Here is a 16,817-nt window from a genome sequence, read left to right on the forward strand (position 1 = left end):
AGTTCGATCCCGCAGCGGGAGGGGCAGGCGCCTACGACACCCCGCTGGGCATCACCAACCCGCCCATCGACGAGCTGCTGGATCGCGTCTCGAGCAAGTACGCGCTGGTGATTTACGCGGCCAAGCGGGCCCGGCAGATCAACGACTACTACAACCAGCTCGTCGATGGGCGGGTTGGTGATGCCCAGCGGGGTGTCGTAGGCGCCTGCCCCTCCCGCTGCGGGATCGAACTGGTCGGGGACGGCGGCCAACGAGGCGTCGGACGGCGAAATACTCACGAAAAAATTCTCCTGGCGGCATAGAGCGGGTTTACGAGTAAGAACTTAAGGGGCTTACGCCGGCTGCGGCGCGTTTCCCACCAGCAAGGATACCAATTCGGCGCACGCAGACTCTAATCGGCGATTCACCACCACCACGTCGAAGTCGTCCTGGGCTGCCAGTTCGATGCGCGCGGTGTCCAGTCGCCGGCGGATGACCTCGGGTGTCTCGGTGCCCCGGCCGACCAGTCGGGCTTCCAGATCCTCCCAGCTAGGTGGGGCCAAAAAGACGCTGGTCGCCTCCGGCATGGCTTTTTTGACGGCGCGGGCGCCGGCCAGATCGACCTCGATGAGAACGGGATGACCGGAGCCGGTGGCGGTGCGCACCGGCTCGGCCAGGGTGCCCGACCGGTGCAATCCCCCGTGGATTTCGGCCCATTCCAGCAATTCGCCCTGGTCGATCAGTTGCTGGAAGCGGGCCGGGGTGACGAAGTGGTAGTCGACCCCGTCGACTTCGCCCGGCCGCGGTACCCGAGTCGTGGCCGAGACGCTGAAGTGCAGGTCCGGGATCCGCTCGCGCAGACACCGGACCACCGTCGACTTACCGACCGCGGAGGGACCGGACAGGACGACTGTTCTTCCAACAGGCGTCGTACCATCCGGTCCCCCGCCGGCGCTCATTGGCGCTCCTGGGTCGGTTCCCCCACCACAGGCCGGTTGGCCTGCATAGTCAGGGGGTTAGGAGCCGAACTTTTCCAGCAGGGCCTTGCGCTGACGGTCGCCAAGGCCACGCAGCCGGCGGGTCGGCGCGATCTCGAGCTCGGTCATGATTTCCTGCGCCTTGACCTTGCCAACCTTCGGCAACGCCTCCAGCAGCGCAGAAACCTTCATCTTGCCCAGAACTTCGTCGCTCTCGGCGTCCTTGAGCACCTGAGTGAGGTTGGTGCCGCCACGCTTGAGCCGATCCTTGAGCTCAGCTCGTGCTCGACGTGCGGCAGCAGCCTTCTCCAACGCGGCAGCGCGCTGCTCGTCGGTCAACTGGGGAAGGGCCACGATTCCTCCGTCTCTCATCGATAACCATCGATCGTTATTTGTCTCGGCCGGGTACTCCAGCCAGCGCAGACGACCGTACTCACGCTTCCTGACGAAATCTAACCCGACCCCCCGATATCGGGGTCATTTGTCCAGGTGAGTCCCACGTCGAGGCGCTCTTCGGCGCACTCCGGCGTCTCCCGCAGCAACCTTCGCGACGGCCCAGCGGGTCGGCCCACCTCGTCGGTCGTCTGGCTGACATTGACCGAAATAGAGCCGCTGACCTGCGGATTCAGCAATTCACCGGCAATCGGCGAGGCGGCGCGTACGGCGCGCGGCGGCGCCGACCGCAGCCAACCGCGGCAGCCAGTGCCGTGGATCACGGAATCTTGCGACGTGTCGCGCGTGTCGCGCGGCGCGTCACGCCAGGTAGGCGACGGCTTCGAGCAAGTGTTGAGCAGCGGCGCGCAGCGCCGAGACGTCCGGTCCGGCCCGCAGCACCTCGCGCGCCACGGCCGGCCACAGCTGGTTCGGGGCCGCGCCGCCCAGACCGGCCAGCGCCTCGGGACGACCGCCTTGGGCACCCACACCGGGCACCAGCACCGGCCCGCCGATAGCGACGAGGTCAGGTGGGTCCAGCACGGTGGCCCCGACGACGACGCCGACAGAGCCGGGCTGGGCGTCGGCGTTGGCAGCCGCGACGTGGTCCACGATCAATTGGGCCACCGTTCGGCCGCCGGCATCAGCGCGCTGCACCGTCGGACCTTCGGGGTTGGAGGTGGCCGCCAGGACGAACACGCCGCGATTGTGCGCGGCAGCGACCTCCAGGAGGGGCCGCAACGACCCGAACCCCAGATAGGGCGAGGCCGTCACGGCATCCGCGGCCAGCGGCGAGTCGCCCGCCCACGCCGCGGCGTAGGCGGCCATGGTCGAACCGATGTCGCCCCGCTTGGCGTCGGCGAGCACCAGGACGCCGTTCGCCCGCAGTTCGGCGATGGCGCGTTCGAGCACCGCCAGCCCGGCCGAACCGTAGGCCTCGAAGAACGCCACCTGAGGTTTGACCACCGCGAAGCCTGCGAACGCCTGCACACAGATGTCGCAGAACGCGGCCAGGCCGTCGGCGGTGGTCGGCAGGTCCCAGGCTCGCAGCAGTTCGGGGTGCGGGTCGATGCCCAGGCACAGCGGACCCCGACTCGACCTGGCCTCGGACAGCCGGGTCCCGAAGCTGGGTCCGGAACTAGTCACCGTGAGAGTTTCGCGTGCCGAATGAGCGGTGCAGCTCCTGCAGCGACAGCACCCCGATGTCGCCGCGGATACCCGCCTCGATGCCCTGCACCGCCGCCGAGGCGCCCTGAACCGTTGTGATGCAAGGGATGTTGACGGCCACCGCGACCGAGCGGATCTCATAGCCGTCGATGCGCGGCCCGGAATTGCCGTAGGGCGTGTTGATCACCATGTCGACCTCACCGGCCCGGATGGCGTCGACCGCCGACAATGCCGGCCGCCCTTCGACCGGCGACTCGAAATGTTTGCGTACCTCGTCGCACGGAATGCCGTTGCGGCGCAACATTTCCGCGGTTCCCTCCGTGGCCAGCACCCGGAACCCCAGGTCCGCCAGGCGCTTCACGGGGAAGACCAGCGACCGCTTGTCCCGGTTGGCGACGGACACAAACACGGTGCCCTCCGCCGGCAGCGACCCGTACGCCGCGGTCTGGCTCTTGGCGAAAGCGGTGCCGAAGTCACGGTCGATGCCCATCACCTCGCCGGTGGATTTCATTTCCGGACCCAGCAGCGAGTCGATGGCGGCACCGTCGGCGCGGCGGAAGCGGTGGAACGGCAACACCGCTTCCTTGACCGCGATCGGCGCGTACGGTGCCGCGCTGGCGCCGTCCCCGGACGCCACCAGCATTCCCTCTTCACGCAGCTGAGAAATACTGGCGCCCAACATGACCCGCGCGCACGCTTTCGCCAGTGGGATGGCGGTGGCTTTCGACACAAAGGGCACCGTGCGGCTCGCGCGTGGGTTGGCTTCCAAGACGTAGAGCACGTCGTCCTTCAACGCGTACTGCACGTTGAGCAGGCCCACGACGCCGATACCGTGCGCGATGGCCTCGGTCGCGAGGCGAACCTTCTCGATGTCGCTGCGCCCCAACGTCACCGGCGGCAGCGCGCACGCCGAGTCCCCGGAGTGCACGCCGGCTTCCTCGATGTGCTCCATGATCCCGCCGATGTAGACCTCGGCGCCGTCGCACAGCGCGTCCACGTCGATCTCCACCGCGTCTTCCAGGAAGCGGTCGACGAGCACCGGGTGTTCGGGTGAGAGCTCGGTGGCCCGGTTGATGTAACCCTCGAGGGTGTCCTCGTCGTAGACGATCTCCATGCCCCGACCGCCCAGCACGTAGGACGGGCGGACCAGCACCGGGTAGCCGATGTCGGCGGCGATGCGACGGGCCTGGTCGAACGTGGTCGCCATGCCGTACTTCGGCGCAGGAAGTCCCGCGGCGGTCAGTACGTCACCGAACGCGCCGCGATCCTCGGCCAGGTCAATGGCTTCCGGCGGGGTCCCGACGATCGGCACCCCCGCGTCGTACAGCCGCTGAGCGAGCCCCAACGGGGTCTGGCCGCCGAGCTGAACGATCACACCCACCACGCCGGGCCCGCCGGCACCGGACTGGTCCTCGGCGTGGAACACCTCCAAGACGTCTTCGAACGTCAATGGCTCGAAGTACAGCCGGTCCGCGGTGTCGTAATCGGTGGACACGGTTTCGGGGTTGCAGTTGACCATCACCGTCTCGAAACCGGCCTGGCTCAACGTGGTTGCCGCGTGCACACAGCTGTAGTCGAACTCGATGCCCTGCCCGATCCGGTTGGGCCCGGAGCCCAGGATCAGCACCTTGGGCTTCACCACTTGCGGGGCCACCTCGGTTTCGGCGGCCGGGTCAAGTTCGTAACTGCTGTAGTGGTAGGGCGTCTTGGCCTCGAACTCGGCCGCGCAGGTGTCCACGGTCTTGTACACCGGGTGGATGTCCAGCCGCTCGCGCAGTGACCGCACGCCGTCTTCACCGGCCAGTTCTGGTCGGAGCGCGGCAATTTGACGATCAGACAATCCGCAGTGCTTGGCATGCCGGAGCAGGTCGGCGTCCAGCACCGGCGCATCGACGAGTTCGGCGCGCAGTGCCACCAGTTCGTCGATCTGCGCGACGAACCAGGGGTCGACACCGCTGGCCTGGGCGACCTGCTCCACAGACGCGCCCAACCGCAGCGCCAGTTCGATGTCGTACAACCGGCCTTCGGTCGGAGTCTTTAGCCGGGCCAGCACGTCGTCGACATTGCCGGCCGGGTCCGGCTTGGTCCAGAACCCGGCTCGGGTGGTTTCCAGTGACCGCATCACCTTGCCGAGCGCCTCGACAAAATTGCGGCCCAACGACATTGCCTCGCCGACCGACTTCATCGTGGTGGTCAGGGCCGGATCCGCCCCCGGGAACTTCTCAAAGGCGAAGCGGGGCGCTTTGACGACGATGTAGTCCAGGGTCGGTTCGAAGCAGGCGGGGGTTTCCTTGGTGATGTCGTTGACGATCTCGTCGAGGGTGTACCCGATGGCCAGCTTCGCAGCGATCTTGGCGATCGGGAAGCCGGTGGCCTTGGACGCTAACGCACTCGAGCGGGACACCCGAGGGTTCATCTCGATGACGATGAGCCGCCCGTCGTCCGGGTTGATCGCGAACTGAATGTTGCAGCCGCCGGTGTCGACGCCGACCTCGCGCAGAATGTCGATGCCCAGATCGCGCATCGTCTGGTATTCCCGGTCGGTCAGGGTCAGCGCGGGCGCCACAGTGACCGAGTCACCGGTGTGCACGCCCATCGGGTCGACATTCTCGATCGAGCACACAACCACGACGTTGTCGTGGCCGTCGCGCATCAACTCGAGCTCGAATTCCTTCCAGCCATAGATCGACTCCTCGATGAGCACGTTGGCGCTCGGGCTGGCGGCCAGGCCCGCACCGGCCATGCGTTCGACGTCCTCGACCGACCGGGCCATGCCCGAACCCAGGCCGCCCATGGTGAAGCTGGGCCGCACCACGACCGGCAACCCAAGGTCCTCGACCGTCTCGCGAACCTCGTCCATGGTGAAACACACACGGCTACGGGCGGATTCGCCGCCTACCTTGGTGACGATGTCCTTGAACCGCTGGCGGTCCTCGCCACGCTGGATGGCATCGATGTCGGCGCCGATGAGTTCGACTCCGTGGCGCTCCAGTGCACCGTTCTCGAAAAGCGCGACCGCGGTGTTCAGGGCCGTCTGTCCACCCAGGGTGGCCAGCAGCGCGTCGATCTTGTTGCCGCGCTCGGCCTGCTGGGCAATCACCTTCTCGACGAATGCCGGGGTGATGGGTTCGACGTAAGTGAAGTCGGCGTACTCGGGGTCGGTCATGATGGTGGCCGGGTTGGAGTTGATCAGGCTCACCTGTAGGCCCTCGGCACGCAGCACCCGGCACGCCTGGGTGCCCGAGTAGTCGAATTCGGCCGCCTGGCCGATGATGATCGGCCCGGAGCCGATCACCAGGACGTGATTGATGTCGGTCCGCCGGGGCACTAGCGCCGTCCTTTCCGGGCACGAGGGTGCGCAGCTGAACGCTCGCTACGGCGTGTCGCTGTACAGACACGCACGGTCGCGGTGGGGGTGGTGATCATTTCTCCCTCGCCATCAGGTCGACGAACTGGTCGAACAGGTAATTCGCATCGTGCGGGCCCGCCGCGGCCTCCGGGTGGTACTGGACCGAAAAGGCGCGCCCATCAGCGAGCCGCAGGCCTTCGACCACTCCGTCGTTGGCGCAGGTGTGACTGACCGTCGCGGTGCCGAAAGGCGTGTCGAAGGACTGCCCGGCCTCGCCTTCGAGCGCGAACCCATGGTTCTGCGCGGTCACCGCCACCCGCCCGGTGGCGTGGTCAATCACCGGGATGTTGATCCCGCGATGGCCGAACACCATCTTGTAGGTCGACAACCCGAGCGCGCGGCCCAGGATCTGGTTGCCGAAACAGATGCCGAACAACGGGATTCCGGCGCCCAGTACCTCGCGCGTGAGCGCGACGGTGTGGTCGGCGGTAGCGGGGTCGCCAGGACCGTTGGACAGGAACACCCCGTCCGGTTTGATCTCGGCGATCTGGTCGAAGGTTGCCGACGCGGGCAGCACGTGGCTGCGAATCCCGCGGAGGGCGAAGTTGCGCGGCGTGTTGGTCTTGATCCCGAGGTCCAGCGCGACCACGGTAAAGCGCTGCGCGCCTTCCGGTTCGATGACGTAGGTCTCCGGGGTGCTGACCTCACCGGCCAGGTGGGCGCCCAGCATCGGCTGCTGGCCACGTACCCGCTCGACCAGTTCCTCGGGCTCGGCCAGGGCCGCGCCGGAGAACACGCCCGCCTTCATCGAGCCGCGGCTGCGCAGGTGGCGTACCACGGCGCGGGTGTCGATGCCGGCGATCCCGACGATGCGCTGGCGCACCAACTCAGCTTCCAGCGAGCCAGTGGCCCGCCAGTTCGAGACGCGTGGGGACGGGTCGCGCACCGCGTAGCCGGCGACCCAGATCTTGTCGCCACGGCTCTCGGCGTCCTCACCGTTCCATCCGGTGTTGCCGATCTGCGGGGCGGTGGCCACCACGATCTGACGGTGATAGCTGGGGTCGGTCAGCGTTTCCTGGTAACCGGACATGCCGGTGCTGAACACGGCCTCCCCCAGCGTCTGACCGATCGCCCCGAACGGCGTGCCGGTGAAGACGCGGCCGTCCTCAAGCACCAACAGGGCTTTACTCATGAGCGCCACTCATCTAGCTCGATGTCTCCTCTAACCACTTCGCGTAGTCGTCTCGATTGTCCGCCCGGAACCCGGTGCAGATCTCGGTACCTGACGGCAGCCGCCATTGGATCGCCAGGAGTCCGTTGCGAGCGGCGACCTTGCCCACCAGACCGCGCTCGGTGCGGATATTGACTATTGATTCCTGAGGAATCCAAATCGGTTGCGCGCGAATCCGTTCCACCAGAATTCCGTTGGTGTAACGGGTCAGCACCGCTTTGCTTCGGTATCCCAGATCCCCGACCACGACCCGGTCGTTCAAGGCCGGCGACAGCGTGCAGCCGACGTAGAGGCCCGGTGTGGTGACGGTCGCGGCGCCGAAATCGATGGGCAGTTCCGGCAAGTCGCCCACCAACTCTACCTGGCGTTCGGAGCGTCGCCGCCAGCCGCGCATCATCAGGTGGATCGCCACCGCGAGCAACACGACCAGCACCGCCGCGAAGATCAGCGATCCCACCAGCGTGCCTGAGTTCATGCGCGCCGCTCCTCCTCATCGCTGCGCTCTGCATCGTCGCTGACGCGGTTCATGCGCGCCGCTCCTCCTCATCGCTGCGCTCTGCATCGTCGCTGACGCGGTTCATGCGCGCCGCTCCTGCCGGCAGCTTCGCTGTGCACGGTCACTGGCGCGGTTCATGCCGGGCTCTTCCCATCCCGGGCAGTGACCTTCCCGCGGAGCAGCGTCGCGGTCACCCTGGCGGGCAACGTCATCGACTCGTACGGTGTGTTGGCCGACCGACTGGCCAGGTCGGCACCGGCCACCGTCCAGGTCGCGTCGGGATCGACGACGGCCAGATTGGCCGGCTCGCCCACCTCGAGGGGACGGCCCTGATCGGGCAACCGAACGATCCGCGCCGGGTTTTCACTCATCACCCGGGCGACGTCGCGCCAGCTCAGCAGGCCCGGCTGCACCATGGCCTGCGCCACCACCGACAGCGCCGTCTGCAAGCCCAGCATGCCCGGGCGGGCCGCGGAGAACTCGACGCACTTCTCGTGTTCGGCGTGCGGCGCGTGATCGGTGGCCACACAGTCGATGACGCCGTCGGCGAGTGCCTGCCGCAGGGCGATCGCGTCAGACGACTCGCGCAGCGGCGGGTTGACCCGATTTCGCCCGTCGTAACTGGCCAGCCTGCTGTCATCGAGCAAGAGGTGATGCGGGGTCACCTCGGCGGTGATCGAAATGCCCTGATCCTTGGCCCATCGAACGATTTCGACGGTGCCGGCGGTGGACGCGTGGCAGATGTGGACCCGGGCTCCCGCGTCCCGCGCCAGCAGGGCATCGCGGGCGACGATGGATTCCTCGGCGGCCCTGGGCCAGCCGGCGAGCCCGAGGCGGGCCGCGGTCGGCCCCTCGTGCGCGACGGCACCGACCGTCAGCCGGGGCTCCTCGGCGTGCTGGGCGATCAGAACGCCCAGACCGGTGGCGTATTCCAGCGCACGGCGCATGACCAGCGGGTCGTGCACACAGATTCCGTCGTCGGAGAACATCCGCACCCCGGCGGCGCCGGCGTTCATCATGCCCATCTCGGTCAGCTCGACCCCGGCCAAACCGACCGTGACCGCGCCGACCGGATGCACGTCCACCAGCCCGACCTGCTGGCCGCGGTGCCACACGTGGTCGGTGACCACCGGGCTGTCGGCGACGGGATTGGTGTTGGCCATCGCGAACACCGCGGTATAGCCACCCAAAGCCGCGGCCGCCGAACCCGTTTCGATGTCCTCGGCATATTCGCGGCCCGGCTCGCGCAGGTGCGTGTGCAGATCGACGAACCCGGGCAGCAGCACCTGGTCGGTGGCGTCGATGACGTCAGCGGTGTCGGGTATATCCAGACCTGGCCCGATTTGTGCGATTTGGCCTTCGTAGCCGGGCGCGTCGACCAGCACATCGACCCGGTCACCCTGGCCGTACAGCCGCACATTCCTGATCAAGACACTCATGCCGCGACTTCCTCCGCCCCCACCAGCACGTGGAACAAGACCGCCATTCGCACATGCACACCGTTGGAAACCTGCTGCAGCACAGCCGATTGCGACGAGTCGGCTACCGAGGACGAGATTTCCATGCCGCGCAGCATCGGACCCGGGTGCAGCACCACGGCATGGCCGGGCAGCAACGCCTGTCGCCGCGCGGACAAACCGTAGAGCGTCGAGTACTCGCGCACCGACGGGAAGAAGCCGCCGTTCATTCGCTCGGCCTGTACCCGCAGCATCAGCACGGCGTCGGCGGCGGGCAGCTCGGCATCGAAGTCGTTGGAGACGGTTACCGGCCAGCCCTCGACACCGCGCGGCAGCAGGGTCGGCGGCGCCACCAGGACGACCTCGGCGCCCAGCGTGTGCAGCAGCATCACGTTGGAACGGGCCACCCGGCTGTGCAGGATGTCGCCAACGATCACGATGCGACGGCCATCAATGCCGCCCAGCCGCTGGCGGATGGTCAGCGCGTCGAGCAGTGCCTGAGTGGGATGTTCGTGAGTGCCGTCGCCGGCGTTGATCACCGACGGGCCGCCACGGTTCTCCGCTGCCGGACCGTGGGAAGTCCAGTCGGCCAGCAGATGCGCCGCACCGGAGGCGGGATGGCGGATGATCAGCGCGTCGGCGCCCGCCGCCCGCAGCGTCAGCGCGGTGTCGCGCAGCGACTCGCCCTTGCCCACCGACGATCCCGATGCGCTCACATTGACCACGTCGGCGCTCATCCATTTGCCGGCTACCTCGAACGACACCCGGGTGCGGGTGGAGTTCTCGTAGAACATGGTGACCACGGTGCGGCCCCGCAGCGTCGGGAGCTTCTTGACGTCGCGGCCGACCAGGGCCTGCGCGAACCGATCCGCGTCGTCGAGGATGGCGGTCGCCTCGTCCCTGGTCAGATCGCCCGCGGCTAGCAGGTGTCTCGGAGTCATCGGGTGATCACCACGCCATCTCGGCCGTCGTCCTCGCTGAGTTGCACGTGCACGCTCTCGCTGCTTGAGGTCGGCACGTTCTTGCCGACGTAGTCGGCGCGGATGGGAAGTTCACGGTGGCCGCGGTCGACCAGCACGGCCAGCTGCACGATCCGGGGTCGGCCGACGTCACGCAGAGCGTCCAGGGCCGACCGGGTCGAGCGGCCGGAGTACAGGACGTCGTCGACCAGGATGACCAGCGCATCGTCGATCCCGCCGGGCGGGATCGACGTCGCTTCCAGGGGCCGCGGCGGCTTGATCATCAGGTCGTCGCGGTACAGGGTGATGTCCAGCGACCCGTGCTCGACGGTGACGCCGCTGTATTCGGCGATGTTGGCGGCCAAGCGGCTGGCCAGGGTCACACCTCGCGTCGGGATCCCGAGCAGCACCACCCGGGTCGCGTTGGGACCGTCCAGCGCGGTCTTCTCGATGATCTGGTGCGCCATGCGAGAAATGGTGCGGCCGACGTCGGCCGCTGACATCAGTTCCCGCGGTTGCCGGCTTGCTGCAGCACCCATGCGAAAAACTAGACCTCCTTCTCCGCCTCTCTGGACGGTCCGTTAAAGGATGTCGACTGCCGGGGAGCCTAACACGAACCAGCGATAGCTCTGCGTTCGCGAGTCGGTGACTTCACATGGTGGCACGGCATTTCGTCACACCAGCACCATTTGCCACAGGGGCCGGGCGGCTACGCGCAGGGCATCCCGTTGATCCGGCAATTCACCGGCGGCGAGTAGGTGCCAGTGAGCACACCCCGCATTCCACCCGTGGCCGTACCGCCGGGCGGGATGACGCGATTCCAGTTCGCCGGGGTCACCACGAAGTGCGTGCCGGCTTGACTGACGGTGCTGTTCCACGCGTGCGAGACGGATTGGCCCACCGGCATGTCGAATTCGAGCCGCCAGTCGCTCAGCGGCGCGATGCTCACGTTGGCGACGGTGTAGCGGGCGATGAAACCGGTCTGCCAGGTGTGTTCCACCACGAACGTCGCCGTGGCCGCAGCCGCATGAGCGACGGGGGCGCCGCAGAGCCCGAGGACCGCAGCGACAATCGCCGATGCGGCCACGTGAAACGCTGTGCGCCAGCGCTTCTCGACCCTGCTCCGTCCGTTCATAGGACCCAACACTATAACCGAGCAGGCGAAATCCACCCTTCCGCCGCCGATAAGCTGCCGTACCTTTGCCCAATCGAAACCATGATGAAATCTCAACTTCGAGCACGATATTCGCGTCGACAGCATGGCAGCTGGCCTTCAAGCAACGCCTGTTCGGGCCACACCGCGCCGCGGAGCGGATGCGCTGCGTCCCCGATAAGTCGTGAGAACCGCGGTAGCCTTCCACGCCGGTACTGAAGAATCACTATCTGATAAGTCACGGCGCGCGTCCTCTAGAACCGCAAACAGGTGTGCACCCGTGAGACGACCAGCGAACGACTGATTCTTCCGATGAACCGGGGAGTGCCTGGCACCGCTGTCTCATTTCTCTAGATGTGGGATCGCTCTAGGCCCCGCAGAACCTGGTGCAGCGCACGTCGGAGCTCGTCACGCGTGCGCTTGCGCTTTCTAGCCGGCGCCTCGACGAGAGCGATACCCGCGTGGGTAATCATCCCGGTGAGTAGCTGTGCCATCGCCTCGATCGGGGTATCGCCGGGAACCGCGCCAGCGCCAACAAGACCTCGCAGCAGTAATTTGACGTTGCGACTGGTGTAGCGCGCTTCGCAGGCGCGCCAACGGCTCCACCCCAGGCCGACTGGTCCCTCGGCGTAAATCAGCCGTCCGGCGATTGGGTCCATGCAGACGTCCAATGTGGCCTCCAGGCCTGCCAGCGCCGCCTTCCGCAGATCCGTCGGATGTGTGGCGATCGCATCCAGCACCTGTCGTTCCGCCGCCTCGTTGCACCGATCCAGGACCGCCTCAAACAGGCCCACCTTGTCCGAAAAGTGATGGTAAACAGCGCCCTTCGTGACCCGCGCCGCGCCGGCGATCTGCGTTATGGACGTGTTCGCGAAGCCGTTTTCGGCGAACTCGCGGGTGGCAGCGTCCAGTAGGGCCACCCTGGTCTGTTCGGCGTACTCCGCCCGCCGGGTCTTGACACCATCCACACGCCCAACAATAGTCGACTAAAGACCATTCACATACCGCGGGTATCTGACATCTATAAGGTATGCAAACGCGAGGGTAGGTCACTAATCGTGGACCTCAAAGCACTCCAGGCCCACCGCCGGAGCACCACGACCGCCTCCGGACCGGTGAGCTACCTCGACGTCGGCCAGGGTCGCCCCGCCGTCTTTATCCACGGTCTAATCGCCAACAGCCTGTTGTGGCGTCACGTCATCTCCGCCGTCGCCTCCGCTCAACGCCGCTGCATCGCAATAGATCTCCCTGGGCACGGGCATACCCCGCCCGCAGAAGTGAACGCCGACATATCCCTGACAGGGCTGGCATGCCGCGTCATCGAACTCTGCGACCACTTGGCTCTAGACCGCTTCGACCTGGTCGCTAACGACACCGGCGGCGCGGTCGCACAGATCGTCGCAGCCCACGCCGGCGAGAGGGTATCGACCTTCACGCTGACCAATTGCGACACCGAGGGCAACACTCCGCCCACCCTGTTCAGACCGATCACGATCGCAGCTCGGCTCGGACTTATTACCCGGGTCGGTCCTCACCTCGCCGCCAGACGGCATCTGGTGCAGCGTGTACTAGGCATCGGGTATCAACACCCCCGCCGACTCCCGGACCAAGTTGTCGACGCCTACGCCACGCCCGTCCTCGGCACGGAAGAATCGTCACGTGCGCTAAGTCGCATCATCACCGCATTGTCCTCGGCCGACCTCGTCGCCGTGCGCCCACAACTGGCCACCCTCACCGCGCCCACCCTGATCGTCTGGGGAACCGGGGACCCCCTCTTCCACACCAAATGGGCATACCGCCTCGCTCAGCTCATCCCCTCAACCGTCGCCGTGCGCCTCCTCGACGGTGTGCGCATGCATTTCCCCGACGAACACGCACACCTCTTCGTCCCCCACCTCCGTCAGCACTGGGATTCACCCGCCGAGCCAGCGAGCGCACACCAGGACCGTTAGCGCACAACACCATTCGAGGCAGGTACTCGGGCCGGTGCCGTCAGCGGTCCGGGTCCCAGCCGCGGCGGCCCTCATGCGCCCAGGCCAGCATGTCCGGTGCCCCGAGCTGATTGATCCGGTCGTTATAGCGCCGGTACTCCGCGTAGGTGAAGTACTCCTGCCACTCCCCGTTCTCGCCCCGGCGGAAGAACTGCGCGTCGCTGTGCCAGATGCCGTCAGTGGTGTTCGGTGCGACTTCTGTAGCGCGAGAACGCATCTCACCCAGCGTGGCGTACCGGGCGAGCTCGCGGGCGCGTTCCTGGCTGAGTCGGTATCCAAGTACCGCAGCCAACCGCATCATCTCTCCCACCAGGTCCGCCTGGTAGTCGGCGTAGTGGAACAGCGCAACGTTGGGCAGGTGCCGCCGCTCCCACGCCTTGTTGAACTGGTCGATGACGTTGGCCAGCGTGCCGATCCCCTTGGGCGGGGTAAAGCCGACCCCGGGCGGCGGCAGGGCCGGACCCTCCAGCCAGTGCCGGAACTCCTCGATCGGGGCGCTGCCGGAGCCGGGTTCGGGTGGGGGCGCTCCCAGCCGGTGTTGCGCAGGGACCGCCGCCTCATGCAGCGCACGCACGCGGTCGCGGTCCATGTTGGTGGTCTGGTGCAGCATGGAGACGGCGGCGTCGCGCGGATCGCGTCCGACGCAGATGTAGGTCACGCGGTCGTCGAGCACGAGACCGTCCAGCGGCGTGTGCGTCTTGATGAATCGCCGGTGCCGTTGCGCGTCGAGAACCGCGACCACTTCATCGATCGGGCGGATCGTCTGATCCAGCCAGGGTGACACCGTCGACAGCGGTCCGGGCAGGTCTGGTCCGTCGAACACGATCAGTGACACCAGGCGCTGGGTCCAGGTCATGCCGCATTTGGGCGGTGTGGAGATGATGATGTCGCCATCGCGCAGCCGCAGGGCGTCCCAGCGCAAGTTGTCGGTCATCAACTCGCGGTAGAGCACCCGGTCGTGAAGTTGAGGGTTCATGTCGGTCACCGCCGGATGATGTCGAAGAGAATGCCCTCGACGGTGACGCCCGGCGCGAACGCGAATGCGACACCAGTCGAGATGGACTTTGCCGAGTCAGCTTGCCGCACCATCTTTTCCAGCACGAAGATCAGCGAGACACTCAGCATGTTGCCGAACCGGGCCAGGATGTCCCAGCTTTGGGCGGCGCAGCCGGCGGGCAGACCCAGCGACCGCGCCGACTGTTCGATGATCCGGGGACCACCCGGATGGATTGCCCAGAGATCGATGTCGGCCCTATCCAATCCGTTGTCCCGCAATACCTCGGCGACGACGGGCTCGACCCCGCGGTAGATGTAGTCGGGCAGGTTCTCCGACAGCTCGCAAGTGATGCCGTCGTGATTCACGCCGAGCACGATGCCGTCCTCGGCCTCGTCAAGCAGCTGGGTGAAGTGGCTACGGATCACCACCTGTCCTGGCGGCAGGGGCTGCTGAACTTGACTGGCCCCCAGGACCATGGCCCCGCACCCGTCGCCGAACAGACTGTGGGTCACGACGTCGTTTACGTCGTCGGCGAAAACCGCGTTCACCGAGCATAATTCGATGCAAACCACCAGCGCCTTCATGCTCGGGTGGGCCCGAACGTAGGCGGCAGCGGTGCGGGTCGCGTTCATGGCAGCCGCGCAGCCCATGAAGTTGACCACCACACGCGACACCGAGCGGGACAACCCCAGTTCCTTGACCAGTGCGACGTCCACGCCCGGCGCGACGAATCCGGTGCTGGTGACGAACACCAGCAACCCGATCTCGTCGGGACCGTACGGCGTGCACGCCAGTGCTCGCCTACTCACCTCGGCCGCCAGTGGCACCGCGTGTTGGAAGAACAGGTTCATCCGGTCCCGGATGGTCCCCGGATCCCGCCGGAAGACGTCGAAGGTAGGGTCCAGCGGGTCGACCGCCATCCGACGGGTGCCGATCCGGGTCTTGTGGTAGAGCCGCGGGATCCGTTCCCGCTGTTCCGGATCGACGAACAGCGCGGCTACCCGATCAGCCGCGTCGGACTGCTCGACCACTCGCGCCGGCGCACCGGTGGCGATGCCCTCGATCACCGCCACGGTGGTCGGCGGAGCGGGCGGCAACTGTGCGAGGTCGACCTGCGCCTCGTACTGCGGGGTGCTCATACCGAACCGATCCCGACGAAACCGGCCGCCACGTAGCTGACGCTTTCCTTCCACGCCGCGGGCGACAGATGCTCACGCAGCAATCCCCAATTGCGTTGCCTGGCTTCGCGCGACGGCGAGAGCAGATAGGTCCGGCTGAGTTTGGGCAACCGGTCGGTGAGGAAGCTCTTCGCGGGCAACCACGCGACACCCGACTTGGCCGCTTCTTCGCGTAAGACGTCCTCGGTAACTATGTTGGCGAATCCGCTGCGCTGGAACGGCAGTACATGGTGGACCCGGTGCGAACTCAGGCCGGCCGACAGGAAGCAGTCGAGGTAGCGGTTGCCCACCACTTTCAGGTCGTTGGCGTGCTCGACCTGGTCGACACCCCAGTCCTCGCCCGCCGCCGGGCACCCCTGCAGCTCATCCTCGAATTCGTGGCTGGCCACCACCATGAAGGTGCTCAGCCACAACGTCGCAGCGAATTGCAGTGCCCAGGCCCAGAAGTCACCGGCAGCCAGGAAGACAATCAGCTCGGCGATCAGGAGCAAACGGACCGCCGAAGACCCGAGGAAGTGGGGCAACGCGTTACGCCAGCTGCCGTAACCCTCTTTCACACCCACCTTGCGCGTCATGTTCCACACATCGGCCAGCCGCACGGCCATACCGGTGACGGTGTGGCCGAACTTGTGCAAAGTGTGCACCGGAACCCGATACAACCGGGGTAACCGCATCATCATGGTGAAGACGTTCTTCTTGATGTCGACGTCACTCTGGGTGTACGGGTGATGCAGCAGGGTGTGTCCGTCGGCGACGACCAGTGACAGCGCTATGTAGTTCAGGTCGAAAGCGTTGGCGAAGAACCTGTTCCAGCCTCGTTGTGCCCGGTGTAGTGCGTAGTGGCCATACCCGACCAGCGAGCTGCGCAGCACCACCATGGCAATCACGAAGGCCCACAACGGCATATACCGCGGTTCCGCCAGTCGCAGCCCCTGCACCCCGAAGTAGGCGATCGCCAGGAGCACGACGACGACGTTGAAAAGCCGGTCCATCCGCTTGATCCGGGCGGCCAATGCCGGCTCGGTGAGCCGCGCCTTGACCCGGTGCATCAGGTCCTTGTGATCGTCGAATCGATACTTCGGAGTGTCACGCCAACTGTTGAAGTCGTCCTTGAACAGGAATGGGGGCGCATTGTGTTTGGGGTGGATGTCGCGTGGTGTGGCATCGCGGCCCAACGAGTAACGCCGCTCCAGAATGCGCTCGACCACGGCCGGATCCCGGTGGTAGGAAGCGATAATCGCGGTGATGTCCCGGTTCTTGGTCCGGCCGATGAAGAAGGCGCCGCCGGGATGCTTGGCGATCCAATCGCTCAGGTCGTATGCCCGCCCGTTGTATACCCACACGTCCGGCAGCAGTGGCGGCCCGCCCGGCGGCGGCCCAGGGCGTGGCGCGGGCCCGCGCTCCTGGACCTCGGGAAGGTCGTTGGTCATTCGTGTTCCTCCGGTGTCTGA

General features: G+C 66.4%; 16 protein-coding genes and 1 pseudogene. 2 read left to right on the forward strand and 15 right to left on the reverse strand.

Annotation, left to right across the window (positions count from 1 at the left end):
* Nucleotides 1-170 (forward strand): annotated as a pseudogene (rpoZ, locus tag A5645_RS23185) (DNA-directed RNA polymerase subunit omega); the annotation flags it as partial.
* Between the two features lie 162 nt (nucleotides 171-332).
* Here the strand turns inward: rpoZ and gmk are convergent.
* From gmk to A5645_RS23245, 12 genes are all read right to left on the reverse strand, one after another.
* A complete protein-coding gene (gene gmk / locus A5645_RS23190) occupies nucleotides 333-938 on the reverse strand; it encodes a guanylate kinase (RefSeq protein ID WP_065131187.1) in 606 nt (201 codons plus the stop codon).
* A 57-nt stretch (nucleotides 939-995) separates the two neighbouring features.
* Nucleotides 996-1,310 carry an integration host factor, actinobacterial type gene (mihF, locus tag A5645_RS23195; protein WP_036355303.1) on the reverse strand — a complete coding sequence of 105 codons (315 nt, stop codon included), beginning with the start codon at nucleotides 1,308-1,310 and terminating at the stop codon, nucleotides 996-998.
* A 98-nt stretch (nucleotides 1,311-1,408) separates the two neighbouring features.
* Complete coding sequence (locus tag A5645_RS23200) at nucleotides 1,409-1,672, reverse strand: hypothetical protein (protein WP_065131188.1); 264 nt, start codon at nucleotides 1,670-1,672, stop codon at nucleotides 1,409-1,411.
* A 37-nt stretch (nucleotides 1,673-1,709) separates the two neighbouring features.
* On the reverse strand, nucleotides 1,710-2,534 hold the full coding sequence (gene pyrF / locus A5645_RS23205; protein ID WP_065131189.1) for an orotidine-5'-phosphate decarboxylase: 825 nt from the start codon (nucleotides 2,532-2,534) through the stop codon (nucleotides 1,710-1,712).
* The gene (carB, locus tag A5645_RS23210) at nucleotides 2,527-5,883 is read right to left on the reverse strand and encodes a carbamoyl-phosphate synthase large subunit (RefSeq protein WP_065131190.1); all 3,357 of its coding nucleotides are present in this window, start codon (nucleotides 5,881-5,883) and stop codon (nucleotides 2,527-2,529) included. Before carB ends, pyrF begins: the two co-directional genes overlap by 8 nt.
* A gap of 94 nt (nucleotides 5,884-5,977) precedes the next feature.
* Entirely contained in the window at nucleotides 5,978-7,096 is a 1,119-nt protein-coding gene (carA, locus tag A5645_RS23215; protein WP_065131191.1) for a glutamine-hydrolyzing carbamoyl-phosphate synthase small subunit, read from the reverse strand.
* 13 nt (nucleotides 7,097-7,109) lie between these two features.
* Nucleotides 7,110-7,610 (reverse strand): PH-like domain-containing protein, encoded by a 501-nt coding sequence (locus A5645_RS23220; RefSeq protein WP_065131192.1) that lies wholly within the window; start codon nucleotides 7,608-7,610, stop codon nucleotides 7,110-7,112.
* A gap of 155 nt (nucleotides 7,611-7,765) precedes the next feature.
* Nucleotides 7,766-9,070 carry a dihydroorotase gene (locus tag A5645_RS23225; RefSeq protein ID WP_065131193.1) on the reverse strand — a complete coding sequence of 435 codons (1,305 nt, stop codon included), beginning with the start codon at nucleotides 9,068-9,070 and terminating at the stop codon, nucleotides 7,766-7,768.
* Nucleotides 9,067-10,029 (reverse strand): aspartate carbamoyltransferase catalytic subunit, encoded by a 963-nt coding sequence (locus A5645_RS23230; protein WP_065131194.1) that lies wholly within the window; start codon nucleotides 10,027-10,029, stop codon nucleotides 9,067-9,069. The genes A5645_RS23225 and A5645_RS23230 overlap by 4 nt, the downstream gene beginning before the upstream one ends.
* Nucleotides 10,026-10,586, reverse strand: coding sequence for a bifunctional pyr operon transcriptional regulator/uracil phosphoribosyltransferase PyrR (pyrR, locus tag A5645_RS23235; RefSeq protein WP_065131195.1), 561 nt, complete (start codon nucleotides 10,584-10,586; stop codon nucleotides 10,026-10,028). Before pyrR ends, A5645_RS23230 begins: the two co-directional genes overlap by 4 nt.
* Nucleotides 10,587-10,756: 170 nt before the next feature.
* On the reverse strand, nucleotides 10,757-11,182 hold the full coding sequence (locus tag A5645_RS23240) for a cellulose-binding domain-containing protein (RefSeq protein ID WP_065131196.1): 426 nt from the start codon (nucleotides 11,180-11,182) through the stop codon (nucleotides 10,757-10,759).
* 368 nt (nucleotides 11,183-11,550) lie between these two features.
* A complete protein-coding gene (locus A5645_RS23245) occupies nucleotides 11,551-12,168 on the reverse strand; it encodes a TetR/AcrR family transcriptional regulator (RefSeq protein WP_065131197.1) in 618 nt (205 codons plus the stop codon).
* A gap of 90 nt (nucleotides 12,169-12,258) precedes the next feature.
* Here A5645_RS23245 and A5645_RS23250 point away from each other — a divergent pair, with 90 nt between their 5' ends.
* Nucleotides 12,259-13,152, forward strand: coding sequence for an alpha/beta fold hydrolase (locus A5645_RS23250; RefSeq protein ID WP_065131198.1), 894 nt, complete (start codon nucleotides 12,259-12,261; stop codon nucleotides 13,150-13,152).
* A gap of 40 nt (nucleotides 13,153-13,192) precedes the next feature.
* On the opposite strand, the gene A5645_RS23255 is transcribed toward A5645_RS23250, so the two are convergent.
* Genes A5645_RS23255 through A5645_RS23265 form a run of 3 tightly spaced genes read right to left on the reverse strand, consistent with a single transcriptional unit; the run spans nucleotide 13,193 to nucleotide 16,796 of the window.
* Nucleotides 13,193-14,167 (reverse strand): sulfotransferase domain-containing protein, encoded by a 975-nt coding sequence (locus A5645_RS23255; protein WP_065033684.1) that lies wholly within the window; start codon nucleotides 14,165-14,167, stop codon nucleotides 13,193-13,195.
* A 5-nt stretch (nucleotides 14,168-14,172) separates the two neighbouring features.
* Nucleotides 14,173-15,327: a type III polyketide synthase gene (locus A5645_RS23260; protein WP_065131199.1), complete on the reverse strand. Its 1,155-nt coding sequence runs from the start codon at nucleotides 15,325-15,327 to the stop codon at nucleotides 14,173-14,175.
* Nucleotides 15,324-16,796: a cytochrome b5 domain-containing protein gene (locus A5645_RS23265; protein ID WP_155768139.1), complete on the reverse strand. Its 1,473-nt coding sequence runs from the start codon at nucleotides 16,794-16,796 to the stop codon at nucleotides 15,324-15,326. Before A5645_RS23265 ends, A5645_RS23260 begins: the two co-directional genes overlap by 4 nt.
* Nucleotides 16,797-16,817: the final 21 nt, after the last annotated feature.

The sequence above is a fragment of the Mycobacterium asiaticum genome (assembly GCF_001673635.1).
Taxonomy (GTDB): domain Bacteria; phylum Actinomycetota; class Actinomycetes; order Mycobacteriales; family Mycobacteriaceae; genus Mycobacterium; species Mycobacterium asiaticum_C.